General features: G+C 67.5%; 23 protein-coding genes. 11 read left to right on the top strand and 12 right to left on the bottom strand.

All coding sequences use genetic code 11. The annotated features are described in order from the left end of the window. Positions 1 to 6 precede the first annotated feature (6 nt). A complete protein-coding gene (locus H9634_RS00850; protein ID WP_191724940.1) occupies positions 7 to 840 on the top strand; it encodes a hypothetical protein in 834 nt (277 codons plus the stop codon). A gap of 20 nt (positions 841 to 860) precedes the next feature. On the opposite strand, the gene H9634_RS00845 is transcribed toward H9634_RS00850, so the two are convergent. The 5 genes from H9634_RS00845 to H9634_RS00825 all read right to left on the bottom strand — a co-directional run bounded on the left by H9634_RS00845 (position 861) and on the right by H9634_RS00825 (position 6,202). Further along, positions 861 to 1,415: a hypothetical protein gene (locus H9634_RS00845; protein WP_191724939.1), complete on the bottom strand. Its 555-nt coding sequence runs from the start codon at positions 1,413 to 1,415 to the stop codon at positions 861 to 863. Between the two features lie 4 nt (positions 1,416 to 1,419). Beyond that, positions 1,420 to 2,532 (bottom strand): adenosine deaminase, encoded by a 1,113-nt coding sequence (locus H9634_RS00840; RefSeq protein ID WP_318244956.1) that lies wholly within the window; start codon positions 2,530 to 2,532, stop codon positions 1,420 to 1,422. A gap of 102 nt (positions 2,533 to 2,634) precedes the next feature. Then, the gene (locus H9634_RS00835) at positions 2,635 to 3,807 is read right to left on the bottom strand and encodes a BMP family ABC transporter substrate-binding protein (RefSeq protein ID WP_191724937.1); all 1,173 of its coding nucleotides are present in this window, start codon (positions 3,805 to 3,807) and stop codon (positions 2,635 to 2,637) included. Next, positions 3,798 to 4,973: an amidohydrolase gene (locus H9634_RS00830; protein WP_191724936.1), complete on the bottom strand. Its 1,176-nt coding sequence runs from the start codon at positions 4,971 to 4,973 to the stop codon at positions 3,798 to 3,800. Before H9634_RS00830 ends, H9634_RS00835 begins: the two co-directional genes overlap by 10 nt. Before the next feature lie 113 nt (positions 4,974 to 5,086). Further along, positions 5,087 to 6,202, bottom strand: coding sequence for a mannose-1-phosphate guanylyltransferase (locus tag H9634_RS00825; RefSeq protein ID WP_191724935.1), 1,116 nt, complete (start codon positions 6,200 to 6,202; stop codon positions 5,087 to 5,089). A 357-nt stretch (positions 6,203 to 6,559) separates the two neighbouring features. Between H9634_RS00825 and sdhC the strand changes: the two genes are divergently transcribed. The 5 genes from sdhC (at position 6,560) to H9634_RS00800 (ending at position 11,382) form a co-directional block, all read left to right on the top strand. Further along, a complete protein-coding gene (gene sdhC, locus H9634_RS00820; protein WP_165882387.1) occupies positions 6,560 to 6,937 on the top strand; it encodes a succinate dehydrogenase, cytochrome b556 subunit in 378 nt (125 codons plus the stop codon). A 5-nt stretch (positions 6,938 to 6,942) separates the two neighbouring features. After that, entirely contained in the window at positions 6,943 to 7,389 is a 447-nt protein-coding gene (locus tag H9634_RS00815; protein ID WP_102161582.1) for a succinate dehydrogenase hydrophobic membrane anchor subunit, read from the top strand. Positions 7,390 to 7,446: 57 nt separating this feature from the next. Further along, positions 7,447 to 9,207, top strand: a complete 1,761-nt coding sequence (gene sdhA / locus H9634_RS00810) for a succinate dehydrogenase flavoprotein subunit (protein WP_191724934.1) — start codon at positions 7,447 to 7,449, stop codon at positions 9,205 to 9,207. Continuing rightward, a complete protein-coding gene (locus tag H9634_RS00805; RefSeq protein WP_191724933.1) occupies positions 9,207 to 9,998 on the top strand; it encodes a succinate dehydrogenase iron-sulfur subunit in 792 nt (263 codons plus the stop codon). Before sdhA ends, H9634_RS00805 begins: the two co-directional genes overlap by 1 nt. 142 nt (positions 9,999 to 10,140) lie before the next feature. Beyond that, entirely contained in the window at positions 10,141 to 11,382 is a 1,242-nt protein-coding gene (locus H9634_RS00800) for a D-alanyl-D-alanine carboxypeptidase family protein (RefSeq protein ID WP_318244955.1), read from the top strand. Between the two features lie 42 nt (positions 11,383 to 11,424). Here H9634_RS00800 and H9634_RS00795 read toward each other — a convergent pair whose 3' ends face one another. The 3 genes from H9634_RS00795 to trpS form a co-directional block, all read right to left on the bottom strand. After that, the gene (locus H9634_RS00795; RefSeq protein WP_191724932.1) at positions 11,425 to 12,474 is read right to left on the bottom strand and encodes an App1 family protein; all 1,050 of its coding nucleotides are present in this window, start codon (positions 12,472 to 12,474) and stop codon (positions 11,425 to 11,427) included. 63 nt (positions 12,475 to 12,537) lie between these two features. After that, positions 12,538 to 13,179: a 2'-5' RNA ligase family protein gene (locus H9634_RS00790; protein WP_191724931.1), complete on the bottom strand. Its 642-nt coding sequence runs from the start codon at positions 13,177 to 13,179 to the stop codon at positions 12,538 to 12,540. After that, positions 13,151 to 14,167: a tryptophan--tRNA ligase gene (trpS, locus tag H9634_RS00785; RefSeq protein ID WP_191724930.1), complete on the bottom strand. Its 1,017-nt coding sequence runs from the start codon at positions 14,165 to 14,167 to the stop codon at positions 13,151 to 13,153. The genes H9634_RS00790 and trpS overlap by 29 nt, the downstream gene beginning before the upstream one ends. A gap of 373 nt (positions 14,168 to 14,540) precedes the next feature. Here trpS and H9634_RS00780 point away from each other — a divergent pair, with 373 nt between their 5' ends. Together H9634_RS00780 and H9634_RS00775 are read left to right on the top strand one after the other, a co-directional pair. Then, positions 14,541 to 16,865, top strand: coding sequence for a carbon starvation CstA family protein (locus tag H9634_RS00780; RefSeq protein WP_191724929.1), 2,325 nt, complete (start codon positions 14,541 to 14,543; stop codon positions 16,863 to 16,865). Positions 16,866 to 16,867: 2 nt separating this feature from the next. Beyond that, positions 16,868 to 17,074 carry a CstA-like transporter-associated (seleno)protein gene (locus H9634_RS00775; protein ID WP_191724928.1) on the top strand — a complete coding sequence of 69 codons (207 nt, stop codon included), beginning with the start codon at positions 16,868 to 16,870 and terminating at the stop codon, positions 17,072 to 17,074. Positions 17,075 to 17,210: 136 nt separating this feature from the next. Here the strand turns inward: H9634_RS00775 and H9634_RS00770 are convergent, their stop codons facing one another. Further along, positions 17,211 to 18,830, bottom strand: coding sequence for an ABC-F family ATP-binding cassette domain-containing protein (locus H9634_RS00770; protein WP_191724927.1), 1,620 nt, complete (start codon positions 18,828 to 18,830; stop codon positions 17,211 to 17,213). Between the two features lie 358 nt (positions 18,831 to 19,188). Beyond that, on the bottom strand, positions 19,189 to 20,007 hold the full coding sequence (locus tag H9634_RS00765; RefSeq protein WP_191724926.1) for an exodeoxyribonuclease III: 819 nt from the start codon (positions 20,005 to 20,007) through the stop codon (positions 19,189 to 19,191). 292 nt (positions 20,008 to 20,299) lie between these two features. Here H9634_RS00765 and H9634_RS00760 point away from each other — a divergent pair, with 292 nt between their 5' ends. After that, positions 20,300 to 20,788, top strand: a complete 489-nt coding sequence (locus H9634_RS00760) for a GNAT family N-acetyltransferase (RefSeq protein WP_191724925.1) — start codon at positions 20,300 to 20,302, stop codon at positions 20,786 to 20,788. Positions 20,789 to 20,916: 128 nt separating this feature from the next. Here H9634_RS00760 and H9634_RS00755 read toward each other — a convergent pair whose 3' ends face one another. Together H9634_RS00755 and glyA are read right to left on the bottom strand one after the other, a co-directional pair. After that, positions 20,917 to 21,807, bottom strand: coding sequence for a bifunctional methylenetetrahydrofolate dehydrogenase/methenyltetrahydrofolate cyclohydrolase (locus H9634_RS00755; RefSeq protein ID WP_191724924.1), 891 nt, complete (start codon positions 21,805 to 21,807; stop codon positions 20,917 to 20,919). After that, entirely contained in the window at positions 21,807 to 23,087 is a 1,281-nt protein-coding gene (glyA, locus tag H9634_RS00750) for a serine hydroxymethyltransferase (RefSeq protein WP_318244954.1), read from the bottom strand. The genes H9634_RS00755 and glyA overlap by 1 nt, the downstream gene beginning before the upstream one ends. Positions 23,088 to 23,308: 221 nt before the next feature. On the opposite strand from glyA, the gene purU reads away from it, so the two are divergent. Together purU and H9634_RS00740 are read left to right on the top strand one after the other, a co-directional pair. Next, complete coding sequence (purU, locus tag H9634_RS00745; RefSeq protein WP_191724923.1) at positions 23,309 to 24,232, top strand: formyltetrahydrofolate deformylase; 924 nt, start codon at positions 23,309 to 23,311, stop codon at positions 24,230 to 24,232. 112 nt (positions 24,233 to 24,344) lie between these two features. Continuing rightward, the gene (locus tag H9634_RS00740) at positions 24,345 to 25,949 is read left to right on the top strand and encodes a phenylacetate--CoA ligase family protein (RefSeq protein ID WP_191724922.1); all 1,605 of its coding nucleotides are present in this window, start codon (positions 24,345 to 24,347) and stop codon (positions 25,947 to 25,949) included. Position 25,950 lies beyond the last annotated feature (1 nt).

Here is a 25,950-nt window from a genome sequence, read left to right as displayed (position 1 = left end):
CGGCATATGAGCCGACGCCTCCTCATCTTCCCCGCCGCAGCGTGCGCCTCCGGCCTGCTGCTGAGCGGCTGTGCCGTCAACGAGTCCGAACGTCCCGAGCAGCGCCCCTCTCTGTCCCCGGAGGAGGTCACCCCGGTCGAGACTCCGGACTCCGCTCCCCCGGTCGTCGTCGTCGACACCACCCCGGGTGGGGCGAAGGACAACGACCCGCTGTGGCAGGGCCTCGAGAAGGCCGCCGCTGACGGCGAGGAGGCCTACCTGAATGTCTACCTGCGCACCTTCGGCGATGTCGCCGATTCCGGTGAGGTGTCGCTGACCCCGGATATGCCCAACAGCGTGACGGTGAATGTCGATGCTGCGCAGGTGAGCGCGCACGAGGGCAGCTTCTACCAGGTGCTGGGCACCTTCGAGGTCGAACAGCTCGGCAATTCGGCGTTCACGCTCACGACGGTCAGCGGCGATGAGATCGCCGAGCTCAATCCGCAGGGCCCGGATTCGCAGGCCCGCTGCACGGCCGATGACGCCCAGGACCGCATCGAGCTGGCGGCCTCGGATCTGGCCGAGGATCCCGCTGAGCGTGAGGACCTGCGCCTGCGCTGGGCTGCCGCGCCCGAGGTGTGGTGGGGCATTCAGCAGACGGCGCTGGCCCTGCGTGATTCCGGTGGCGACTTCGCCGGCGATTTCCTCGGCGAGGCCTGCGGCCCGTACCGCGACGGCGCCGGCAGCGGCGACTCCGGCAGCGGGGATGGCGGCAGCGGGGCTGGCGACGGCTCAGGTGGCGGCTCCGGTGATGACGCGACGTCGAATGACGACTCCGAGCAGAGCGAACTCGGCGGCTGATTCCAGCCGGCCCGGTCTCGTCAGTCCTTTTGCTGGTCGAGGTGCTGTTCGCTGCCGCCGGCACCGAGCGCCTGTTCGTAGGCGCGCACGCTGGCGGGGCTGAAGAGCCCGAAGAGGCACAGCACCGCCGGCAGGATCGCCCCGACCTGCAGCGCCATGCCGGCACCCCACATCGACAGGCCGAACAGCGCCTGGAGCAGCTGCCAGGCCACGGTCGCCGGGCGCGCCCAGCGGCGCATCCGGTGCAGTCCGCGGGCGACGAGCATCAGGCCGGTGGCCATGATGACGAACATGACGGCCAGCCCGAACAGAGAGCTGCGCAGCTCAGGGCTGGCTGCGCCTCCGGTGCGCACGAAGAACACCGCGGCCACGACGAGGACGACGGCTTCGAGGACGACCATCGCGATGGCCAGCCACAGCGTCCAGGGGCGGGTGGCCATCGGCGTGCCCGGGATCAGCGGGCTTCCGGCTGTGCCTGCGGTCTCGTCGGCAGACGGGGACGGGGCGGTATCGGACGGGTGGATGTGAACGGAGTCGTCTCCCCCGGCGCTGCGCTTGCGTCGCTTGCCGCTCATGGAATCACAGGTCCAGACGCTCGAAGCCTGGGATCACGAGGTCATCGAGGAACCGGTTGCGCGCATCGTGGGGCAGGAATGCCGCACCCAGGGCGTTGACGGTCGCCCATTCGAGGTCCGGCTGCTGCCAGCCGGCGCGGTCGACGAGCAGGCGCATCTCACGGGTCATCGAGGTCGCCGACATCAGCCGGTTGTCCGGGTTGACGGTGATCGCGTAGCCGAGCTCCTTGAACCGGGTGATCGGGTGGCCCTCGATCGAGGTCGCAGCCCCGGTCTGCAGGTTTGATGACGGGCACAGTTCCAGGGGCACCTGGTGGTCGAGGATCCAGGCTGAGAGCCGGCCGAGGCCGCCGCTGCCGTTCTCACCGGTGAACTGCATGTCCTCGATGAGCCGGACGCCGTGGCCGATGCGCTGGGCGTGGCAGATCTGCACCGCGGCGTGGATGCTCTCCACCCCGGCGGCTTCGCCTGCGTGGATGGTGACCGGGAAGCACTCGCGGTGCAAGAGCTCGAAGGCGGCGAGGTGGTCAGCCGGCGGGAAGCCGTCTTCGGCGCCTGCGATGTCGAAGCCGACGACGCCGCGGTCGCGGTGGCGCAGGGCGAGTTCGGCGACAGCACGGCTGTTGTCGGCGTGCCGCATGGCGGTGATGATCTGGCCGGTGCGGATGAAGCGGCCGTTCTCAGCAGCGATCGCATCGGCTTCGTCGAGCCCGCGCTGCACAGCCTCGACGGCCTCGTCCATCGACAGTCCCTGCTGCACATGCTGTTCGGGTGCCCAGCGGGCCTCAGCGTAGAAGACACCGTCGGCGACCTGGTCGAGGGCCCATTCGCGTGCCACCCGGGTCAGGCCCTCAGCGGTCTGCATGACGGCGATGGTGTGGTCGAAGGTCTCCAGGTAACGCGGCAGGTCACCGGAGTTCGCGGACTCGGAGAACCAGCGGCGCAGCGCCTCGGCGTCGGTGGCCGGCAGCTCATGGCCGATCTCGGCGGCGAGGTCGATGATCGTCTGCGGGCGCAGGCCGCCGTCGAGGTGGTCGTGCAGCGACACCTTCGGCAGCTCGAGGATCGGGTCATCTGGGTCGACTCCGAAGGGAGTCTCAAAGAGTTTGGAATCCACGTCCCTCAGCTTACGGCATGGCCTCCAGCGCACGGCATGGCCTGCTGCTGACGGCATGGCCTGCTGCGGCGAGCGCGGGGGGCGCGCCTGCCGGCAGGCGGGTCAGGGCAGTTCGATCTCCCCGGAGCGGATCCGCTCCTGCACGTCTGTCACCTCGCGCCCGACCCCGGCCACCCCGGACAGCGGCACATCGGAGGCGACCATCGTGATGCCGCCGTTCTCGATCGTGCCGCGGTAGCTGCGGGAGCGCACGAGCAGGTCGCCGATCGGTTCGGGCTGCTGGCCTGCCGGTTCGAGTTCGCCGGCGAAGCCGGTCTGCGGCCAGCCTTCGATGGTGGTCTGGAAGCCGGCGGCGATGTTGGGCACGATCGAGGCGATGACGTAGCGGCCGACGCGCCCGAGGGTCTCCGAGCCGTCAGCGCCGTACCACACGAGGGTGCGCTTGGGTTCGTCTGCCGGGGCGTCCTCCGCCTCGGGCCCGGTGGTCTGTTCGTCCGGCGGGAAGTAGTGCTCGTGGAACCAGGTGAGCGAACCGCTGGCCGCGCCCGAGGCGAAGGGCACGATGACATCGGCATCGGCCTCAATCGCCTCGGCGGTGATGTCGAATCCGGCGGCGGTCGTGTCGGAGACGGTGCGGCCCTCGATCTGGCCGGCGCGGTGGCTGCGCACGCGCTCGTCGTCTGCTGCGTCGGTGTCCTCGTTGAACTGCTCGACGCCGGCGTCGAAGGCGGTGAGCAGTCCGCGGTTGTTCTCGAATCCGTAGGAGGAGTAGGCCGACACGATGCCGGTCTCGGAGCTGGTGGCGGCGATGTAGCCGGCGATGAAGGCCGGTTCGAGGAGGTCGAAGTCGACGGTGATGACGTTGTCGGGGAAGTCCTGGCCGCCGGCTCCGGCGCCGCCGGTGGCCACCGCCATCCACGCCTGGTCGGGGTGGCCGGCGGCGACCTCGGCGAGCATCTGCGCCCCACCGGGGCCGAGCAGCGCGGTGAGCGTGCAGCCGCGGTCGGCGTAGTCCTCCAGCGCCCGGCGCGTGTCGTCGAGCGAGTCGACGCGCTGGGTGGACGTCGAGCCGAGGAAATCGGAGCGCTGGGCGTTGGACACCTCGCCGAAGCTCAGCTGCCCGATCGAGCGGTCGTCGAAGCCCGCCGGCGAGGAGACCATGCAGCCGCTGGTGAGCAGCGGCTCGGCCGGCTCTTCGGCTCCGCACCCTGTCAGCAGCACCAGTCCGGGCACGATGAGGGCCGTGGTGAGGGCTGCGGCAGGTTTCAGGACCACGGGACTCCCAGGGCTCGAAGCGCCATCGCGGTGTAGACGCGGACGCTCATCTCCAGTGCGCGTTCGTCGACGAGGTAGTCGCCTTGGTGGATATCGTACGTAATCCCGCCCGGGGTGCGGGTGCCCACGCGCACGAGTGCGCCGGGGCAGTTCGTCAGATACCAGGCGAAATCCTCCCCGCCCATCGACTGCGGGGTCAGCTGCACGCTGCCGGGACCGAGCTCATCGCGCACGGCGGCCTCGAGCAGGGAGACCTCCTCCTCGGTGTTGACGACCGGCGGCACACCGCGGCGGTGCTCCAGCTCGACGTCGACGCCGTAGGGTCCGGTGACGCGTTCGACGAGGTCAGGCAGCACCTCGGCGACCTGGTTCCAGCCGTCGACGTCGAGGCAGCGCAGGGTGCCCTGGAGGAACCCGTCGGCCGGCACGACGTTGGGGGCGTGGCCGGCGCGGATCTCGCCCCAGACCAGGGAGATCGCATGGCGGGGGTCGATGAGGCGCGAGAGCGTGGCCGGCAGGTCGGTGGTGAGCTTGCCGAGGGCGTAGACGAGGTCCTCGGTCAGGTGCGGGCGCGAGGTGTGGCCGCCGTGGCCGGAGAGCCGGATGATGACGGTGTCGCCGGCGGCGGTGATCGGGCCGATGCGCGAGCCGACTCTGCCGACGTCGACGTTGGGGTCGCAGTGGATGGCGAAGACGCGCGGCACATCGGCGAGCACACCCTGGCTGATGACCTTGAGCGCACCTCCAGGAGTGACCTCCTCAGCCGGCTGGAAGATCATCCGGATGCGCCCGCCGAGTCCACCGGGCAGCTCCTTGTGGATGGCGCTCAGCACCCGGCCGGCACCGGCCAGCGCGCTGAGGTGGATGTCGTGGCCGCAGGCATGGGCGACACCGGGCACCGTCGAGGCGAACTCGGTGCCGGTCAGATCGTCGAGCGGCAGCGCATCGATGTCGGCGCGCAGCGCGGCGACGAGCGGACCCTCCCCCACGTCACAGACCACGCCAGTACCCTCCAGGGCCTGCGGGGCGAGGTCGGCGTTGCGCAGAAACCCGAGGATCTTCTCCGTCGTCCGGAACTCCTCGTAGGACAGCTCAGGGTGGGCGTGGATGTCACGCCGGAACTCGAGCAGCTCATCGTAGAAGGGCGCAAGGTGGCTTTGGATCACAGCGCAAGAGTCTAGTCAGCCGACCTGCGACGATCCTGGGCGCGTGTCCCAAAACTTCACAATCCACCCCAGGCGCGCGGGCGCCGGGCGGCCGGCCCGCCGCGGGCGCGGGTTCAGAGCAGGTCCTGCCGCCCCAGCTCCGCGACCCGGCTGACAGCGGCCTTGACATCCTGGGCGTGGGAGCGGGAGGCGACGAGCAGCACATCGTCAGTGTCGACGACGACGACGTCGTCGAGCCCGACGAGGGCGACGAGCCGGTCGGTGCTGGAGAAGACCACCCCCGAGGTGTCGACGTCGACGATCTGGCATTCCTCGCCGATCGCGTAGACGGCCGAGGATTCGCCGGGCACCGGCTGGCGCAGCTTGGCCACCGAGTCGAAGTCCCCGACGTCGTCCCAGCCGAAGTCGCCGGGCACGACGATGACGCGCCCGGCTTCGGCGGCCGGTTCGGCGACGACGTAGTCGATGGCGCGCTTCTCCAGACCCGACCACACCTCGGCCAGCTGCTGCTCGCGGGCCTGCTCATCGTGCCAGACGTCGGCGACCGAGCGCAGCGCGGCGTAGAGCTCAGGGGCCTGTTCGGCCAGCACCGCGAGCAGCGCCTCGGTGGTCGCGATGAACATGCCGGCGTTCCAGCGATAGGAGCCGGAGTAGACATAGGTGCGGGCGACCGAAGCGGCGGGCTTCTCGACGAATGCGGCGGCGCGGCGGGCGGCGTAGGCGCCGGGGATCCCGAGGTGGGAGCCGGTCTTAATGTAGCCGTAGGCGGTGGCCGGGTAGGTGGGGGTGATGCCGATGGTGACGATGTCGCCGGTCTGCTCGGCGGCGGTGACCGCCTGGCCGATGACATCGTGGAACTCTGCGACGTTGGTGATCGAGTGGTCGGCGGAGAAGGAGCCGATGATCGCCTGCGGGTCGGTGTCGTGGATGAGCATCGCGGCCAGTCCGATCGCGGCCGCGGAGTCCTTGGGCGAGGGTTCGGTGATGATGCGGTCACTGCGCAGCTGCGGGAGCTGATCGGCCACGGCATGTGCGTGGCTGGTGCCGGTGACGACCCAGGTGCGGTCGGCGTCGACGAGGGGGATGACGCGATCCCAGGTCGACTGCAGCAGGGTGCGGCCGAGGCCGAGGACATCGTGGAGGAACTTCGGGGTGGCCTCCCGCGAGACCGGCCACAGCCGGGTGCCGGAGCCGCCGGCCGGGATCACTGCGTGGAAGTGCGGATTCATCGCGTCTCATCCTCCGTCTCAGACTGCATCTGTGGCTTGACTGCGGCACCGGCGGCACCCTCGGCGCACCCCGCACCTGCCGGCCACGATACCGTCTCTCCTGCTCAGCACAGGCGCACACGCTCACGGGTGCCGCAGTGGATGCGCACACAGACCCATCACTGCGGCGCGCATGTTTACGGCACACGGATATGCCCTAAATGACGCGCGAGATCTCCCGTCCGTTTGATGGACGCCTCTTTGAGGGGATTCACATCGAATCGGCAACAATGCCGCCCGGCAGATTGGCGATTCTCCCAAGTTCGGCGTAATTTCAAGAGGTACACATCTGTTCGCATTTCACTTGGAGGATGCCCCGTGGCCAATGCGTCAACGGGCACTCTGTACCGCGGAAATGAAGGAATGTGGTCTTGGGTTGCGCATCGCGTGACCGGCGTCGGCATCTTCTTCTTCCTGCTCGTACACGTGCTCGACACAGCTCTTGTCCGTGTCTCGCCTGAGGCGTACGACGCCGTCATCGCGACGTACAAGACCCCTCTGATGGCCATCGGCGAAATCGGCTTGGTCGGAGCCATCGTGTTCCACGCCTTCAACGGCCTGCGCATCGCCGCTGTCGACTTCTGGTCCGGCGGCCCGAAGAACCAGAAGAAGCTGTTCTGGGCAGTCATCATCGGCTGGGTCATCATGATGGCCGCGTTCCTGCCCCGACACCTGATGCACACGTTCGGAGGCTGAGGAACATGACGTCGACCATTCCCGCACCGCGCACCGGCTACGACCGGCATAAGTCCACGCGCTCGCGCTTCGAACTCTGGGCCTGGCTGTTCATGCGCCTCTCCGGCGTCGTGCTCATCGTGCTCATCTTCGGCCACCTGTTCGTCAACCTGTGGCAGGGCGAGGGCGTCCAGGGCCTCGACTTCGGCTTCGTCGCCGGCAAGTGGGCCAGCCCGTTCTGGCAGATCTGGGATCTGCTCATGCTGTGGCTGGCCATGCTGCACGGCACCAACGGCATGCGCACGATCATCAGCGACTACGCCGAGAAGCCGCGCACCCGCATGGCGCTGCTGCTGACGCTCTACATCGCCTCGGCGGTCATCATCGTCCTCGGCACGCTCGTGATCTTCACCTTCGATCCGTGCCCCGTCGGAGCCGATCCGTCGCTCATCCCTGACTTCTGCTCACGGTGATCGCGCCTCTCTCACTCGTCCCACCGGCTCTTTCCGGCCAAGGAGAATTGGATTTCTATGCAGGTACATGACTACGACGTGGTGATCGTCGGCGCCGGCGGCGCTGGAATGCGCGCCGCCATCGAAGCCGGCCAGCGCGCACGCACTGCCGTGCTGACCAAGATCTACCCGACCCGCTCCCACACCGGCGCGGCACAGGGCGGCATGTGCGCCGCGCTGGCCAACGTCGAGGAGGACAACTGGGAGTGGCACACCTTCGACACCATCAAGGGCGGCGACTACCTCGTCGACCAGGATGCTGCCGAGGTGATGGCCAAGGAGGCCATCGACGCTGTCCTCGACCTGGAGAAGATGGGCCTGCCCTTCAACCGCACCCCGGAGGGCAAGATCGACCAGCGTCGTTTCGGCGGCCACACCCGTGATCACGGCAAGGCCCCGGTCCGCCGCGCCTGCTACGCCGCAGACCGCACCGGCCACATGATCCTCCAGACGCTGTACCAGAACTGCGTCAAGCACGGCGTCGAGTTCTACAACGAGTTCTACGTCCTCGACCTCATCATGACCGAGGTCGACGGCGTGCGCCGCCCGGCCGGCGTGGTGTCCTACGAGCTGGCCACCGGCGAGATCCACGTCTTCCGTGCCAAGGCCGTCGTGTTCGCCTCCGGCGGGTTCGGCAAGATCTTCAAGACCACCTCGAACGCCCACACCCTGACCGGTGACGGCGTCGCAGTCGCCTACAACAACGGCATCCCGCTGGAGGACATGGAGTTCTTCCAGTTCCACCCGACCGGCCTGGCCGGCCTCGGCATCCTGCTCTCCGAGGCTGCCCGCGGTGAGGGAGCGGTGCTGCGCAACGCCGACGGTGAGCGCTTCATGGAGCGCTACGCCCCGACCATCAAGGACCTCGCACCGCGTGACATCGTCGCCCGGTCGATGGCCAACGAGGTGCGCGAGGGCCGCGGCTGCGGACCGAACAAGGACTACGTGCTGCTCGACCTCACCCACCTGGAGCCAGCGCACATCGACGCGAAGCTGCCGGACATCACCGAGTTCGCCCGCACCTACCTCGGTGTGGAGCCCTACACCGAGCCGGTGCCGGTGTTCCCGACCGCGCACTACGCGATGGGCGGCATCCCGACCAACGTCAAGTCCGAGGTGCTGGCCAACAACACCGACATCGTCCCCGGCCTCTACGCCGCCGGTGAGACCGCCTGCGTCTCCGTGCACGGCTCGAACCGCCTGGGCACCAACTCGCTGCTCGACATCAACGTCTTCGGCAAGCGCGCTGGCATCGCCGCCGCGGAATACGCCAAGACCGCCGAGCTGCCGGAGCTGCCGGAAGGTGCCGCTGACCGCACCGTCGAGCTCGTCGACACGATGCGCGCATCGAACGGCACAGAGCTCGTCGGCGAGATCCGCAAGGACCTGCAGGAGATTATGGACGCCAACGTCCAGGTGTTCCGCACCGACGAGACCCTGCGCGAGGCACTCGACGAGATCGAGCGGCTGCGCGAGCGCTACCGCAACGTCGGCATCCACGACCGCGGCAAGCGCTTCAACCTCGACCTCCTCGAAGCGATCGAGCTGGGCTTCCTGCTCGAGATCGCCGAGGTCGTCACGGTGGCAGCCATCCACCGCAAGGAATCCCGCGGCGGTCACTTCCGCGAGGACTTCCCCGACCGTGACGATGAGAACTTCATGCACCACACGATGACCTACCTCGATCCGGACGGCGAGGCCGAGGGCATCAAGGGCATGCGCCTGGAGACCAAGCCGGTCGTCGTCACCCGATACCAGCCGATGGAGCGTAAGTACTGATGAGCGAGAATCAGAACACTGCAGAGCCTGCATCCAAGGTCGATCTCCCCGACCACCTCGGCGGTGGCGGCGGCGAGATCCCGTCGTTCGACTGCACCTTCCAGATCGCGCGCTTCGACCCTGAGAAGGACGAGGCCCCGCACTGGGAGGAGTACAAGGTCACGATGTACGGCACCGACCGTGTGCTCGATGCCCTGCACAAGATCAAGTGGGAGATCGACGGTTCGCTGTCGTTCCGCCGCTCGTGTGCGCACGGCGTGTGCGGTTCGGATGCGGTGCGGATCAACGGCCGCAACCGGCTGGCCTGCAAGACCCTGCTGAAGGACCTCGACACGAGCAAGACGATCACCGTCGAGGCGATCAAGGGCCTGCCGCTGGAGAAGGACCTCATCGTCGACATGGAGCCGTTCTTCCAGTCGTACCGTGAGATCATGCCCTTCCTCATCACCTCCGGTCACGAGCCGACGCGTGAGCGTCTGCAGTCGATCGAGGATCGTGAGCGCTTCGACGACACCACCAAGTGCATCCTGTGCGCGGCGTGCACCACCTCGTGCCCGGTGTTCTGGACCGACGGCCAGTACTTCGGGCCGGCCTCGATCGTCAACGCCCACCGCTTCATCTTCGACTCCCGCGATGAGGGCGGCGACATGCGCCTGGAGGTGCTCAACGACAAGGAGGGCGTGTGGCGCTGCCGCACCACCTTCAACTGCACCGAAGCCTGCCCGCGCGGCATCGAGGTGACCAAGGCGATCGCCGAGGTCAAGCAGGCGCTGCTCCAGCGCGCCTTCTGACCCGCCTCACACATCAGGCCCCGTCCCGCATCTTCGCGGCACGGGGCCTGCGTGCATTCACCGCCGGTTCCTGCCCGCCGGCGCCGAGGCGGTGGCCGGCGACGTGCGGTGGTCTCAGCTGGCATGGTTAGACTTGCAAGCTGTGAACCACTCGATTCGTCCGACACGACCCAGGCGTGCACGCCTGAACACCCGCCTCGGCGCCGGCCTCGCCGCTGCAGCCGTCGCGGCCGGCAGCGCGCTCGCACCGTCTGCTGCTCTGGCCTCCCCCAGCCCGCTGGCCTCTCCTGCTGCTCCGGTCTCCTCTTCCGCTGCAGCTGATATCGTGGCCGAGCCGGAGGCCTCGCCCACGGAGACGATGTACGAACGCGCACGCATCGACGACGGCGCCCCGGCCCCGCAGCCGAAAGCGTCCGCATGGGTGGTCGGCGATCTCGACTCCGGCGAGGTGTTCACCTCCCAGGAGATGGACCGGCAGCTTGCCCCGGCCTCGGTCATCAAGCTGCTGACCGCCCTGGCTCTCGTCGATGTGCTCGATGACCCGGAGCAGAAGTACGAGGCGGTCTTCGACGATATGGCCGTCGACGGCACCAAGGTGGGACTCGTGCAGAAGAACGAGTACACCATCGACCAGCTCTTCCACGCGATGCTCATGTCGAGTGCCAACGATGCCGCCCACGCCCTGGGCAATGCCGCCGGTGGGCAGGACCGGGCCGTTGAGCTCATGGAGGCCAAGGCCGAAGAGCTCGGGCTGACCGGCACGGTGCCGAAGAACACCTCGGGCCTGGATGCCGACGGCCAGGTCACGACAGTGCACGACCAGCTCATCATCGCCAGGGCGATGCTGGACAACGACTATCTCATGAAGATCGTGCAGACGACCGAGTACAGGATGCCCGGGGGCGTGAACCCGGAGACGAAGGAGAAGTTCAAGGGCTACCCGATCCAGGATCACACGAAGATCGTCGGGCGCGTCGACGGCGGGCTCGGCCTCAAGAACGGCTACACCGTCAAGTCCAAGGGCAGCTTCGTCGCCGTAGCCGAACGGGACGGCAAGACCTATGCAGCCGCGATCCTGCATTCGGATAACAGCACCCGACAGGCGGCCATCGACCTGCTCGACTGGTCGTTCGCACAGTCGGACCTGCCGGTCGAGACGACCATCGCGCTGACCCCGGAGCCCAGCGAGGAGCCGAGTCCGGAGCCCGCCGCACCCACGCATGAGAAGACTGCGGCAGCCGAGGCACAGGAGCCGGCCAGCCCGCTGAGCTCACCGCTCATCCTTATCGCCGCAGCCGCTGCCGTGCTGGCAGCCGGTGGGATCGCGTTCACCGCTCTGCGCCGGCGCGATGAGCGGCGCCGAGCCGCTGCCACCTCAGAGTGAGGAACAGCTCAGAGTGAGGAACAGTTCAGGCTGGACGGCAGATCAGAGTGAGGAGAAGATGCCGCGCTCGGTGAGCTTCGAGGCAAGCCCGGCACCGTCGGGGGCGTAGATCCAGGGCACCCCCTGGCCGCGGCCGGAGCCCTTCGAACGACCACCGGCCCACACCGCCTCTCCGACGGTCAGCTGCCGGATTGCCACCGCGACGACATTGTCCGGGTGGTTTTCGACGAACTCGCCGTAGATCTCCTCGTCATGCTGCCCGTCATCACCGATGAGCAGCCACTTGACCTGCGGGAACTCCCGGGCCAGGCGTTCGAGGGTGGCGCGCTTGTGATCCTGCCCGGAGCGGAACGCACGGGTGGCCGTCGGTCCCCAGTCGGTCAGCAGCAGCGGACCGACCGGGTACATGTTCCGGGTGAGGAAGCGTTTGAGCGTCGGGGCGACGTTCCACGGCCCGGTGGACAGGTAGAGGATCGGCGAGTTCGGTCGCAGGTAGGTCAGCCGGTCGTAGAGCACCGACATCCCGGCCACCGGCGAGCGAGCGTGCTCATCGAGGACGAAGGTGTTCCAGGCCGCGAGGAACGGACGCGGCAGTGCGGTGACCATGACGGTGTCGTCGATGTCGGAGACGATCCCGAAGCCCTGCTCCTGACCGATGATGCGCACATTGGCGGTGTCGACGAGCGAATCATCGGTCCACAGCTCGATCTCGACATTGCCGGGCTCGAACTCACCGGGGATGATCGCATCGACGATCCCGCCGCGGTCGGCGGTGACCATATGTTCGGCGCCGTTGACGCGCACCCAGGCGTGGTCATCGGACAGCGGCACATTGCCGAAGGAGCGCCAGCCGCGGATCGAAGCCTGCGTATCTGCTGCCGGCTGGCCGGTCTTCGTCAGCACGACGCGGGCGAGGACGCGGATGAAGTTCTCGCTGCCGTAGGAGTCGTAGGCGATGACGGTGCGATGCCAGCCGCGCTTCGTCGCCTTCTCCCGCGCCCAGGCGTGGTAGCGGTCTTCGAGGCGGGCGGCGGTGTGCAGCATCTCGGGAGCGAGATTGCGCGGTGCGGTCTTCTTCTTCACACCTGCCATTGTTCCGGTTCAGCTGAGCAGATGCCACTCTCCTGGCCCACCGTTCCCGAGGCGGTGGCTGGGTTACGGGCCGAAGGGCACGTTGTCGAACAGCTGCCATTCCTCATCGGCGGTGTGGAAGTACACGCCGAAGCCGTGGGCCATGAATGACACGTCGTAGTCGGCCGATTCCCGGTAGGCCCGTTCGAGGACCTCCTCGTCGAGCTCCTGGGCGATGGTGACGTGCGGGTGATACGGAAACGCCAGCTGCTGATTCAGCACTCCGTGGCGCAGCGCCTCGGAGAGCTGCTGGCATTCGGAGATGCCGCGGGCGACGGTGATGAACACGACCGGCGAGGTCGGCATGAACGTCCCGGTCCCCCGCAGCTGCAGTGTGAACGGCGAGGTTGTGTTCGCGACGCCGCGAATGTGCTCGCGCACGATCGGCCACGCGGTGGCCGGGATCTCCATCGGCGGGATGAGGGTGATGTGAGCCGGGACGCTCGTGCCACGGGCATCGCCGAGTGAGGCCCGCAGCGACTGCAGCTGGGAGCCGTAGGGCTCGGGCACGTCGAGGGTCACCCCGATCGAGACCATCCCGGTGCCGTCGTCCGGCGGCAGCTCGGGGACACCCGGCGGCGTTCCCCACGCCGGCCCGAGGCCCGGCTCGTGGGGACGGGTCACACGGCCCGGTGACTCAGCGGCGGAGGAACCCGATGCGGTCATACACGTCCTTGATCGTCTGCTCGGCAATCGCCTGGGCGGCATCGGCACCGATCGCCAGCAGCCGCTCGAGCTCAGCCGGGTCATCGAGCAGCTCGAGGGTGCGCTCGCGCACCGGTGAGAGCGTCTCGACGGCGAGGTCAGCGAGGGCGACCTTGAGGTGGCCGTACATCTTGCCGTCGAACTCGGTCACGATCGCATCGATCGGCTGGCCGGACAGCGAGGAGTAGATCGTCAGCAGGTTCGACACACCGGGCTTGCGCTCGGGATCGTAGGCGATGACGGTGTCGTTGTCGGTGACGGCGGACTTGAACTTCTTCGCCAGCGCCTTGGGCTCGTCGAGGATGTTGATGAGACCGGCCGGGGAGGCCGCCGACTTCGACATCTTCGCCGTCGGGTCCTGCAGATCGTAGATCTTGGCCGTCTCCTTCGGAATCCCAGCCTCGGGCACCGTGAAGGTGCGACCGTAGCGGTGGTTGAAGCGCTCAGCGAGATTGCGGGTGAGCTCCAGGTGCTGGCGCTGGTCCTCACCGACCGGAACGACATCGGGGTGGTACATGAGGATGTCGGCGGCCATGAGCGCCGGGTAGGTCAGCAGGCCGAGCGAGACCTTTTCGCGCTTGGCGGACTTGTCCTTGAACTGCGTCATCCGCTGCGCCTCACCCAACCCGGTGGTGCATTCGAGCACCCAGGACAGCTGCGTGTGCTCAGGCACGTGGGACTGCACGAAGATCGTCGACTTCTCCGGGTCGATGCCGGCGGCGAGGAACTGGGCGACGGTGCGCAGGGTCCGCTCGCGCAGCAGCGCGGGATCCTGTTCGACGGTGATCGCGTGCATGTTCGCGATGAAGAAGAACGCGTCGTGCGTCTCCTGCTGCTCCACGAACTGCTGCAGCGCACCGATGTAGTTGCCCAGGTGGAGGGAGTCGGAGGTGGCCTGGATTCCGGAGAGGGTGCGCAGGCGGGCCTGCGGGTCGTGCGTGGCGGTCATGGATTCCATTGTGCCACTTCCGCACCCCCGGTCTGCGACTCGGTCACCCGACCACCGCCTCGGCGGCGGACAGGGGCGCAGAACGGCCCTGGGCTGTCCGCAGAGTGGACATATGCGCAACTTTGGTAACGGTTTGACGGTCGTTCGCTCAGAAGATGCCAGAGAGTTAGACAAATCACAGAATTGGCTTCACCATGTATTCAGTCTCAGGGAACTCACACACTTCTCCCGTTGCGCTCCGCCTCCCCGGCCCCAGCCCTTCCATGCTGTGCCGTGCCGCGCGGATGCCGCACCACCAGGCGAATGCCCGCGTTCCCGTGATATCCCGCCTGACCCGGCGGGGCTCATGCAACAGAGCAGAAATGGAGCACGTATGTCGGTTGAATACGTCAAAACCGATGAGAGTCTGCCTCCAGTCGGCGTGATCGAACGTCCGCGCTGGACTCCGGGCAAGATCGTCCTGTGGGTTGCGATCGCTGCGATCGCCGCCGTCGGCTGGGTGATGGTCGCGTTCGTGCGCGGCGAGAACCTCTCAGCCAGCTGGTTCGTCGCCGCCGCTGTCGGCAGCTACCTCATCGCCTTCCGCTTCTACGCGAAGTTCATCGAGTGGAAGATCTGCCGCCCCGACCTCAAGCGGGCGACCCCCGCGGAGATCAATGAGAACGGCCGCGACTTCACCCCGACCGACCGCCGCGTCGTGTTCGGTCACCACTTCGCCGCGATCTCCGGCGCCGGCCCGCTCGTCGGCCCGATTCTGGCCGCCCAGATGGGATATCTGCCCGGCACGCTGTGGATCATCCTCGGCGTCATCGTCGCCGGTGCGGTGCAGGACTACATGGTGCTGTACTTCTCGACCCGCCGCAACGGCCGGTCGCTGGGCCAGATGGCCCGTGACGAGCTCGGCTCCGTCGGCGGTTTCATCGCCTCGCTCGGCATCCTGCTCATCATGATCATCCTCATCGCCGTGCTCGGTGTTGTCATCATCAACGCCCTGGCCGAGAGCCCGTGGGGTGTCTTCTCGATCGCGATGACGATCCCGATCGCTGTGTTCATGGGCATCTACATGCGCTACATCCGCCCGGGCAAGGTCATCGAGACCTCCGTCATCGGCATCACCCTGTTGGTGTTCGCGATCATCGCCGGCGGCTGGGTCAACGCCAACCCGGCGATGGCTGAGATGTTCCATCTGTCGAAGACGACGCTGGCCTGGTCGCTCATGATCTACGGCTTCTTCGCAGCCGTCCTGCCGGTGTGGGTGCTGCTGGCCCCGCGCGACTACCTGTCGACCTTCATGAAGATCGGCACCATCGTGCTGCTGGCTGTTGGCATCATCATCGTCAACCCGACCGTGCAGATGCCGGCCGTCACCCCGTTCGCCTCGAACTCCGAGGGCCCGGCGTTTGCGGGTGCGCTCTTCCCGTTCCTGTTCATCACCATCGCCTGTGGTGCGCTGTCGGGCTTCCACGCGCTCGTGTCCTCGGGCACGACGCCGAAGCTGCTGGAGAAGGAGTCGCAGGCCCGCCTCATCGGCTACGGCGGCATGCTCATGGAGTCCTTCGTCGCGATCATGGCGCTCGTCGCTGCGATCTGTCTCGACAAGGGCATCTACTTCGCCATGAACGCAGCCGAGCCGCTGACCGGTGGCACTGCCGAGGGAGCTGCCGAGTTCATCAACTCCAACCCGTTCATGGAGACGCAGACGACCGCTGCCGATCTCGCCGCCGCCGGTGAGGCCGTCGGCGAGGGTTCGATCGTCTCGCGCACCGGCGGTGCACCGACCCTGGCGATGGGCATGGCCCACATCCTGCACCAGGTGCCCGGTTTCGGCGGCCAGTCGGCGATGAGCTTCTGGTACCACTTCGCCGTGATGTTCGAAGCGCTGTTCATCCTCACGACGATCGATGCCGGCACCCGTGTTGCCCGCTTCATGTTCTCGGACTGGATGGGCAACTTCTGGCCGAAGTTCCGCGACCCGTCCTGGAACATCGGCGCCTGGGTTTCGACGATCGTCATGGTCGGTGCCTGGGGCTCGATCCTGCTCATGGGTGTCACCGACCCGCTCGGCGGCATCAATACGCTGTTCCCGCTGTTCGGCATCTCCAACCAGCTGCTGGCGGCGATCGCGTTGGCGGTGGTGTTCGCCTTGGTCTGCAAGATCGGCAAGGCACGCTATGCGTGGATCCCCGGGATCCCGCTGGCCTGGGACCTTGCTGTGACGATGACCGCATCGTGGCAGAAGATCTTCTCCTCTGACCCGAAGCTCGGCTACTGGGCGCAGCACTCGGCCTACAAGCAGGCACTCGCCGCCGGTGAGACCTCACTGGGCACCACCGAAGGTGTTGATGCGATGCGCGCGGTCGTGCGCAACACGTTCATCCAGGGCACCCTGTCGATCGTGTTCGCCTCGCTGGTGCTCATGGTCGTCGTCATGGCGATCGCGGTGAGCATCAAGTCGATCCGCACCGGCCCGATGGAGACGACGGAGGCCGCGTTTGTGCCGACGAAGCTCTTCGCCCCGGCCAGCCTCATCGCCACGAAGGCCGAGCGCGAGGTCGAGGCCCAGTGGGAGGAGTACCGTCGCAAGCACGGTCTCGCGCCCGCCGGCGCTGTCGGCGTATCCTCGAAGGAGAAGGCTGAGAAGGACCACGGTGCCTCTGACACCGGTTCCGGCTCGCACGCCGCTCCGAAGGAGAAGTGACGATGAGTTCGTTTGCTGCCGCAGTCGCCCGCCCGTTCAAGGCCGTGCACTGGTACCTCAAGGAGGTCATGGGCGAGAACGCCTACGTCCACTACCTTGAGCACTACGAGCGCCGCCACGGCACCCGCGAGGGCGCGATGTGCGAACGCGAATTCTGGCGCGATCTCATCGACGAGCAGGAGACGAACCCGAAGGCGCGCTGCTGCTGAAGCAGTGACGTCCCACCCGGCGGCCGCCGGTTCACGTCAGGTGGATCGGCGGCCGCTGCGTTGTGCCCCGCTCCCGAGGCGGTCGCGACCGTTCCCGCGGTGGTGGCAACGGTTGCCGAGGGGGTGGCGGTGGTCCTCAGCGTGCCTCACGCAGTGCCCCGCCGATGACCTCCCACGTCCGAGTGCAGCCGATGTCAGTGAGGAACTCTGCATCGTGGCTGACAACGATGAGCGCGCCTTGATAGGCGGCCAACGCCTCCACGAGCACCTCGACGCTCTCCAGGTCGAGGCTGTTAGTCGGCTCGTCGAGCAGCAGCAGCTGCGGAGCCGGGTCAGCCAGCAGCAGCCGCGCGAGCGCGACGCGGAACCGTTCCCCACCGGAGAGCTGGCCGACCGACTGGTCGGGCCGGCCCTTCTTCAGGTTCAGGCCGGCCAGCTGCGCGCGGACCGTGTGCGGGTCCGCATGTGGAGCTGCACACCGGACCGTCTCGAGCACACTGAGCTGCGGGTCGAGGAGGATACGCTGCGGCAGCAGCCCGACCTCGGCGATGACGCGCACACCGGGTTCCTCCCCCGTGTGAGCAGCTGTCATGATCCGGTTGAGCAGGGTCGTCTTGCCGGCTCCGTTCGGACCGGCGAGCGCCACCCGCTCAGGCCCGCGGATGCTGAAGACCTCCTCACTGCTGTCGAGTTCGAGGACCGTCCGCCCGGCCGGCACCGCCGTGTCGGGCAGTTCGATGTCGATGACGACACGTGGCCGCACCTGAGCCTGGGCTTCTTGGAGCTGCTGATGGGCGGCTGTCTCCCGGGCTGCGTGGGTGCCGGTGAGCTTCGCAGCTGACTTCTGCGCCTGCATCGCCTTGCCGCCTGCGACGATAGGCGGCACCTTCCCATCCTTGACCGCCTGCTTGGCCGTGCGCTGCCGGCGGTCGAGTTTGATCTGCGCCTCGATCCGCTTGTGCTTCTGCCTGCCCAGCTCGCTGCGCGCGGTCACCGCCGCCTGTTCTGCGGCCTCCTGTTCGGCAGCCAACTGCCGGCGATAGTCGCTGAAGCGGCCCTCCCACGTGCGCATCGTCGAAGCCTGCAGCTCGCCTGCCGCGTTACGGGTGCCGGTGCCGTAGAGCTCGACGATCCGGTCGACGCCGTCGAGGAGCTGGCGGTCGTGGCTGATGATGAGCAGCGAACCCCGCCAGCTGTCGATGAGTCCGCGCACGTGTGCCCGGCCGGCTGTGTCGAGGTTGTTCGTCGGCTCATCGAGGATCGCCAGCTGAGGCCGGTGCAGGTGCAGCCCTGCAAGCCCGACCTTCATCGCCTCTCCCCCGGACAGTGTGCGCACCGGCCGGTCGAGCTCCTCTTCATCCAGCGGCAGACCGACTGCCGCGAGTGCCTGGCAGGCGCGGGCGGCGATGTCCCAGTCCTGGCCGATGACGTCGAAGTGCGCGACGTCGACGTCCCCGGTCTCCACTGCCCGAAGTGCGGTGAGGATCCGGTCGATGCCGAGCACCTCGGCGACGGTCTGGCTGCTTAAGGCCAGGTCCTGGGGCAGCACGCCGACGCTGCCGTGGAGGTGCACGTGCCCGGCAGTCGGGGCCAGTTCCCCGGTGAGCAGCCGTACGAGGGTCGTCTTGCCGGCGCCGTTGGCGCCGATGAGCCCGGTGCGCCCGCGGGCGATCGAGCCGGTGAGCCCAGCCAGAGCGGCAGTGCCGTCGGGCCAGGTGTAGGTGAGAGAGTCAAGAGTGATGAGTGAATGCTCCACGCATACCTCCGCGTATCGAGATCGTTCAGACGAATCGAGACGCGCACAGGCTCAGCGCAGCGGTGAGTGCCGACAGGTCTGCAGGAATGCAGGAATCCGGCGTTCCGGAATAGTCCGGCGGGCAGGGTCGATCACCGAAGCCCTGCAGCCGAGACGGTTCGGCTGCCGAGCGCAGGTCAGATTGCGCGTCTCAGGGGTGAGTGATCGTCGATTTCACGGAGGTGGTGTGCTCTCTGCCGGAGTGCGCCGATGCTGTCACCATCGGCGAGGTCTCTGCCAGTGTACCTGCCAGCTGCAAGGAGATCGCAATGAGAATCCCGGCAGCGGCCGGCTCAGTCGGTCGACTCAGTCGGTCGACTCAGTCGGCGCTGGCGAGATCCGGCAGGTCGTAGTCGATGACCAGCGGTGCGTGATCGCTCCACCGCTCACCCCAGCTTGCAGCCCGGTCGACGCGGGCGGCGCGGGCGAGCTCTGCCAGGCCCGGGGTCGCGGCGTGGTAGTCGATGCGCCAGCCGGCGTCGTTGTCGAAGGCCTTCCCGCGCATCGACCACCAGGTGTAGGGGCCGGGCACCTCGCCGGAGAGCCGGCGGTGCACGTCGACCCAGCCGAGCTCGCCGAAGAACCGGTCGAAGTACGCCCGCTCCTCAGGCAAAAAGCCGGCCTTCTTCTGGTTGGCCTTCCAGTTCTTGATGTCGAGCTCAGTGTGCCCGACGTTGAGGTCGCCGGTGACGAGCGCGTGATCGGCATGCTGCTGAAGTTCGGGCAGCCGACGCAGCATCTGGTCGAAGAACCGGTACTTGTCATCCTGCTTCGGGGTGCCGGCCTCACCGGAGTGGGCGTAGACGGACACGACGGTCAGCAGGGACCCGTCGGCGAGCTCGTAGTCGGCCTCCAGCCAGCGGCCGGAGCGGTCGAAGTAGTCATCGCCGTTGCCGATCCGCAGCTCCTTCGCAGGCGTGCGGCCCATGACGGCCACGCCTGCCCGGCCCTTCGCCTCGGCGTCGGCGGAGTAGGAGTGGAAGCCGGTGGGTTCGAGGACGCCTAAGGCGATGTCGTTCTGGGCGCGGACTTCCTGCAGGGTGACGATGTCAGCGCCGGCGCCGGCCAGCCAGTCGGGCATTCCCTTGCGGAAGGCAGCGCGGACACCGTTGACATTCACTGTGGCGATTCGGAGCATGGCCACCATTGTGCCACGTGTCCAGCCCCCGCTCCGGCGCTCAAGACCGCCGTCTCGCACAGCAGGAACGGGCCGCATGCGCTGCCCCGTGCGCGAGGTGGGACTGCCCCGTGCCCGAGGCGGGCCCCACCTCCCGGCGATCGACGTCTGTCCTGGTCACCAGCGGGGTGCATGCGGCCTGATGACAGGCGCTTCAGGTGCCTGTGACCTTGCTCAAAGGGTTTGCCCACTCTACCCCCTGCGGCTGACCAGGGCGTAGAGTGGGAGAAGATAACCCGCCGAAGGAGGAGCCATGGCTGATACGACCCCCATCGATCCGGATGCCCTGAGCATCAGCCCCTTTGACGAAGTAGACGCCCTCGACCTGCGCGAGTTCCTCGTGAATGCGCAGGAGCAGTTCTGGGGAGACCTGGAGCTCAAAGACGACCATGATCCCTACTGGTTCCGGCAGTTCGCCTCATCTGGGCTCGTCGCCAAGCACAAGACCGAGATCGTCGGTTATCTGCTCGGCGCGATCCCGATCGACGGCCCTGCCTACATCCACCTGGTCGCCGCCCGCTCGGACTTCCGTCATCAGGGAATCGGGCGCCATCTCTACGATGCGTTCATCGATCTGGCCCGCAGCAAGGGCGTGCAGGAAGTGCAGGCGACGACGATGCCGGACAACTCCGGTGCGATCTCGTTCCACTCCTCGATAGGCTTTGAAAGCGAGCTCATGGAGGACTACGGCGGGCCCGGTGTCGCACGCGTGTTCTTCCGCATGCCGCTGACCTCGTACTGAGGCAACCCGTACTGAGGCAACTCGTACTGAAGCCACCGCTTCTGCGCTGAGCCGCACGGCTCCTCCACACAGTGAGGGGCCCCCCCCCATTCGGGAGGGGCCCTCACTGTGTTCTGCCGGTGTGCGGGTCAGTCCTGCTGGCCGGCCTGGCGTTCGGCGATCTCGACGACGTTGCGCAGCAGCAGCGCGCGGGTCATCGGCCCGACTCCGCCGGGGTTCGGCGACAGCCAGCCGGCCACCTCGGCCACGGCCGGGTCGACGTCACCGGTGATCCTGCCTTTGCCGGTCTCCTCGTCGACGACGCGGGAGACCCCGACGTCGAGGACGACGGCACCGGGCTTGACCGCCTCGGGCTTGACCAGGTGGGCCGAGCCGGCAGCGGCGACGATGACGTCGGCCTGCTGCAGCAGCTCATCGAGATTCCGGGTGCCGGTGTGGGTCAGGGTGACCGTCGCGTTGTGATCGCGGCGGGTGAGCAGCGAGCCGATCGACCGGCCGACGGTGACGCCGCGGCCGATGACGACGACGTGCTGGCCCGCCAGGTCGATGCCGGCCCGGTCGATGAGCTCGATGACACCGCGCGGGGTGCACGGCAGCGGCGACTCGATCGGTCGGTTGACGTTGAGCATCAGCCGGCCGAGGTTCATCGGATGCAGGCCGTCGGCGTCCTTGTCCGGGTCGATGCGCTCCAAGATCGCATCGGTGTCGATGTGACCTGGCAGCGGCAGCTGGACGATGTAGGCGGTGCACTCGTCATCGGCGTTGAGCTCGTCGATGACCGCTTCGAGGTCTGCCTGGCTGATGTCCTCGGGCAGGTCACGGCGGATCGAGCGGATGCCGACCTGCTCGCAGTCGCGGTGCTTGCCGGCCACATAGGACTGGGAGCCGGGATCCTCACCGACGAGCACGGTGCCGAGTCCGGGCGTGTGCCCGGACTCGGCCAGCGTGCGCACCCGTCCGGCGAGTTCATCCTTGATGTCCTTGGCTGCTGCCTTGCCGTCGAGTCTCTGCGCAGTCATCAGTACTGGTTCAGTCCTTCGTAGAGCGGGAAGTCATCGGTCAGCTTCGCCACCCGGGCCTTGAGGGCCTCAACGTCCGGGCTGGGCTTAAGGGACTCGGCGATGATGTCGGCGACCTCGGTGAACTCGTTCGCCCCGAAGCCGCGGGTCGCCAGCGCCGGGGTGCCGATGCGCAGTCCCGAGGTGACCATCGGCGGACGCGGGTCGAAGGGCACCGCGTTGCGGTTGACAGTGATGCCGACCTCGTGGAGGAGGTCCTCGGCCTGCTGCCCGTCGAGGGCGGAGTTGCGCAAGTCGACGAGCGTGAGATGAACGTCGGTGCCGCCGGTGAGGACGGAGACACCAGCCTCGGCGACATCGGATTCGAGGAGGCGCTCAGCGAGGATCTTGGCACCTTCGACGGTGCGCTCCTGACGCTCCTTGAACTCCTCGGTGCCCGCCAGCTTGAAGGCCACGGCCTTGGCGGCGACGACGTGCATGAGCGGTCCGCCCTGCTGGCCGGGGAACACGGCCGAGTTGAGCTTCTTGGCGTGCTCGGGGTCGCGGGAGAGGATGAAGCCCGAGCGCGGGCCGCCGATCGTCTTGTGCACCGTTGAGGACACGACATCGGCGTGCGGGACCGGGTTGGGGTGCAGGCCGGCGGCGACGAGGCCGGCGAAGTGGGCCATGTCGACCCACAGGGCAGCACCGACCTCATCGGCGATCTCGCGGAAGGCGGCGAAGTCGAGCTGGCGGGGGTAGGCCGACCAGCCGGCGACGATGACCTTCGGGCGGCTGGCGAGCGCCTGCTCGCGGACCTTGTCCATGTCCACCCGGTAGGTCTCAGGATCGACTTCGTAGGCCGAGACCTCGTAGAGGCGGCCGGAGAAGTTGATCTTCATGCCGTGGGTCAGGTGGCCGCCGTGGGCGAGGCTAAGGCCGAGCAGTCCGTCACCGGCGCGGGCGAAGGCGTGCATGACAGCGGCATTGGCCGAAGCACCCGAGTGCGGCTGGACGTTGGCGTACTCGGCGCCGAAGAGGCTCTTGGCCCGGTCGATCGCGAGGTTCTCGGCGATGTCGACGGCTTCGCAGCCGCCGTAGTAGCGGCGGCCCGGGTAGCCCTCGGCGTACTTGTTCGTCAGCACCGACCCCTGCGCCTGCAGCACTGCGGTGGGGACGAAGTTCTCCGAGGCGATCATCTCGAGCGTGCCGCGCTGGCGGTCGAGCTCCTGGTCGAGGACGGAGGCGATCTCCGGGTCGATCTGATCGATCGAGGCGTTCATGGTCGACGCATCGTTCATTCCGGCGGCTCCTTGCAAGACGGGACTATTTGGGATTCGATAGCGGGCGGCCCGGCTTCACCGCCGGCATGGTGCTCGCCAGAGACCACTCTAACAGCCGGAAACCGCCCCACGGCGGGCGTCTCATGCACACGTCCACCGCCGTATCAGCACACGCGCCCAGCACCCGAGGCCGGGGTCGGGCACCGGCGCGCACATGCGCCTGCCTACACTTATGAGCTATGCAGACCCCCGCCTCGCCCAGCACACCCGCCACCGCCGTTCCGGCCGCCAGCCCAGCCCCTGCCTCGGGCGCGGAGACCGCACCCGAATGGGTGCTCTCGATCGCCTGCCCCGACCAGGGCGGCATCGTCCACGCCGTGTCCGGGATGCTCGTCAGTATTGATGCGACGATCACCGAATCCCAGCAGTTCGGCTCCCCGGACACCCACCAGTTCTTCCTGCGCCTGCAGTTCCGCACCCACACCGGCGAGGACGACATCCGGGCAGCGCTGGCCCCGGTTGCTGAGCGGCTGAACATGTCCGCTGAGCTGCACCGGGCCGACCGGAGGCTGCGCACCCTCGTCATGGTCTCGAAGGCCGGGCACTGCCTCAACAGCCTGCTGTTCCACACCGGATCCGGGGCGCTGCCGATCGACATCGCGGCAGTGGCCGGCAACCACGAGGTGCTCGCCCCGATGGCCGAGCACGCCGGGGTGCCCTTCCACCACATCCCCGTCACCGCCGAGACGAAGGCCGACGCCGAGGCGGAGCTGCTGCGGCTGGTCGATGAGCTCGACATCGAACTCGTCGTGCTCGCCCGCTATATGCAGATCCTCTCCCCTGCCCTGTGCGAGCGGATGGCCGGGCGGATCATCAACATCCACCACTCGTTCCTGCCGAGCTTCAAGGGCGCCCGCCCCTACCATCAGGCCCACGACCGCGGGGTCAAGATCATCGGTGCGACCGCCCACTACGTCACCGATGACCTCGATGAGGGACCGATCATCGAACAGGACGTCGTGCGCGTCGAACACCGCCACACCCCGGCCCAGTTCATCCGCTTCGGCCAGGACGTCGAGGCTGCCGTGCTCTCGCGTGCTGTCGGCTGGCATGCCGAGGGGCGGGTGCTGCTCGACGGGCACCGCACCGTCGTCTTCGACTGAACCCGGCCACCGCCTCGGCAACGGGTCCGGCCACCGGCACGTTGCTGGGATGTTGCCGAACGATCACACACAGACCCTGCCGGTGGCGCGTGTGGGGCCATAGATTGGCCCTATGAGCAACCTCAACAGCGACGACGCCCTCCGCCAGCCGATGATCAAGCGCGGGCCGGTCAACCTCGCCCGGCAGGCACTGCTGCGGCTGACGAACCTCGGCCTGACGACCGCCTACACCGCCTATCGGGCGCACCCGGCGCTGTGGCGGCTGACGGCCCGGAACTACCGGCCGGGCCTGGAGCGCTTCGCCAAGCTGAATGCGTGGATGATCTGCCAGCAGGCCAGCCTCGATGTGCCGGCCTATCAGGACCATCTCGTCGCCAACGGCTACACGTTCCGCTGGTGGGATCTCGACAGCTACCCGCAGACCTCGAAGTCCGGGTATGTCAGCGCCTACGCCGAGGAGGACCGGTGCTGGAACGGCCGCATCGACATGGTCGGCACCGTCGTCGACGAGTCCTCCGGCTCCTCGGGCACACCGTACAACTGGATGCGCTCGAAGAAGGAGCTGGCGACCGTGCACAAGAACGTCGCCGGGTATGTCACGTTCCTGTTCGGATCCGAAGACCTCTTCTGCATCAACGCCTTCTCGATGGGTGCCTGGGCGACGGGCACGAACACCGGGCTGGCGATGGCGAAGGTCGCGATGGTGAAGAACACCGGCCCGGATCTGGAGAAGATCCTCGACACGCTGCGCCACTTCGGCCCGCGCCACACCTACCTCATCAGCGCCTATCCCCCGTTCCTCAAACACCTCGTCGACCGGATGGACGCCGAGGACCCCGAGTACTGGGATGAGTTCCGGCTCAACGGGTTCGTCGGCGGGGAGGCGATGACCGAGGGGCTGCGCGACTATGTGCAGAAGCGCTTCGCACGCGTCTACTCCGGCTATGGCGCCTCGGATCTGACGATCGGGATGGCCGGTGAGACCGATGTGGCCGTCGAGATCCGCCGCGAACTCACCCGCAATGACGCCTTCCGCGCCGCCCTGCTGGGCGCTGGTGAGGACCGCACCCCGATGATCTTCCAGTACAACCCCCTGGAGACCTTCCTGGAGACCACTGATGACGGCGAACTCGTCGTCACCATCAACTCCGCCTCGGTCATGAGCCCCAGGCTGCGCTACAACATCGGCGATGAGGCGACCCTCATCGACTTCCCCGACATGGTCGCCGTCACCCGGCAGTTCCCGGAGCTGTCCGCCCGGCTGTCCGCAGCGTTTCGCCGGCAGGGGATGCGGCTGCCGTTCGTGCTGCTGTACGGCCGGGCCGATTCGACGATCTCGTATATGGGCGCGAACATCTACCCGCTCGATGTTGAGAACGGCCTGTACCGCGATGAGCGCTTCGCCGGGCTCATCGAGTCCTTCCGCATCGAACTGCGCGACCACGGCGAGCTGGAGGTCCGCCCGGCCCTGCATGTGCAGCTGCGCGACACTGCCGAGGCCCGGGCGCTGAGTGACGGCGAGCGCGCCGAGATGGCCCACGCACTCACCTCGGGGGTGCTCGACCACCTGACGGAGGTGTCCCGGGACTTCAAGCAGTCCCTGGAGGAGGACCCCTCGGCTGCGGAGATCCACCTCGAACTCCACGACCACGGCACCGGCCCGTTCACCGGCGGGCAGACGAAGATCAAGAACGTCTACCTCATGACGGAGGACTGAC

The sequence above is a fragment of the Brevibacterium gallinarum genome, assembly GCF_014836885.1.
GTDB classification, from domain to species: Bacteria; Actinomycetota; Actinomycetes; order Actinomycetales; family Brevibacteriaceae; genus Brevibacterium; species Brevibacterium gallinarum.
The sequence above is the reverse complement of the archived record's forward strand: the minus strand, read 5'-3'. Positions and strand labels throughout refer to the sequence as shown.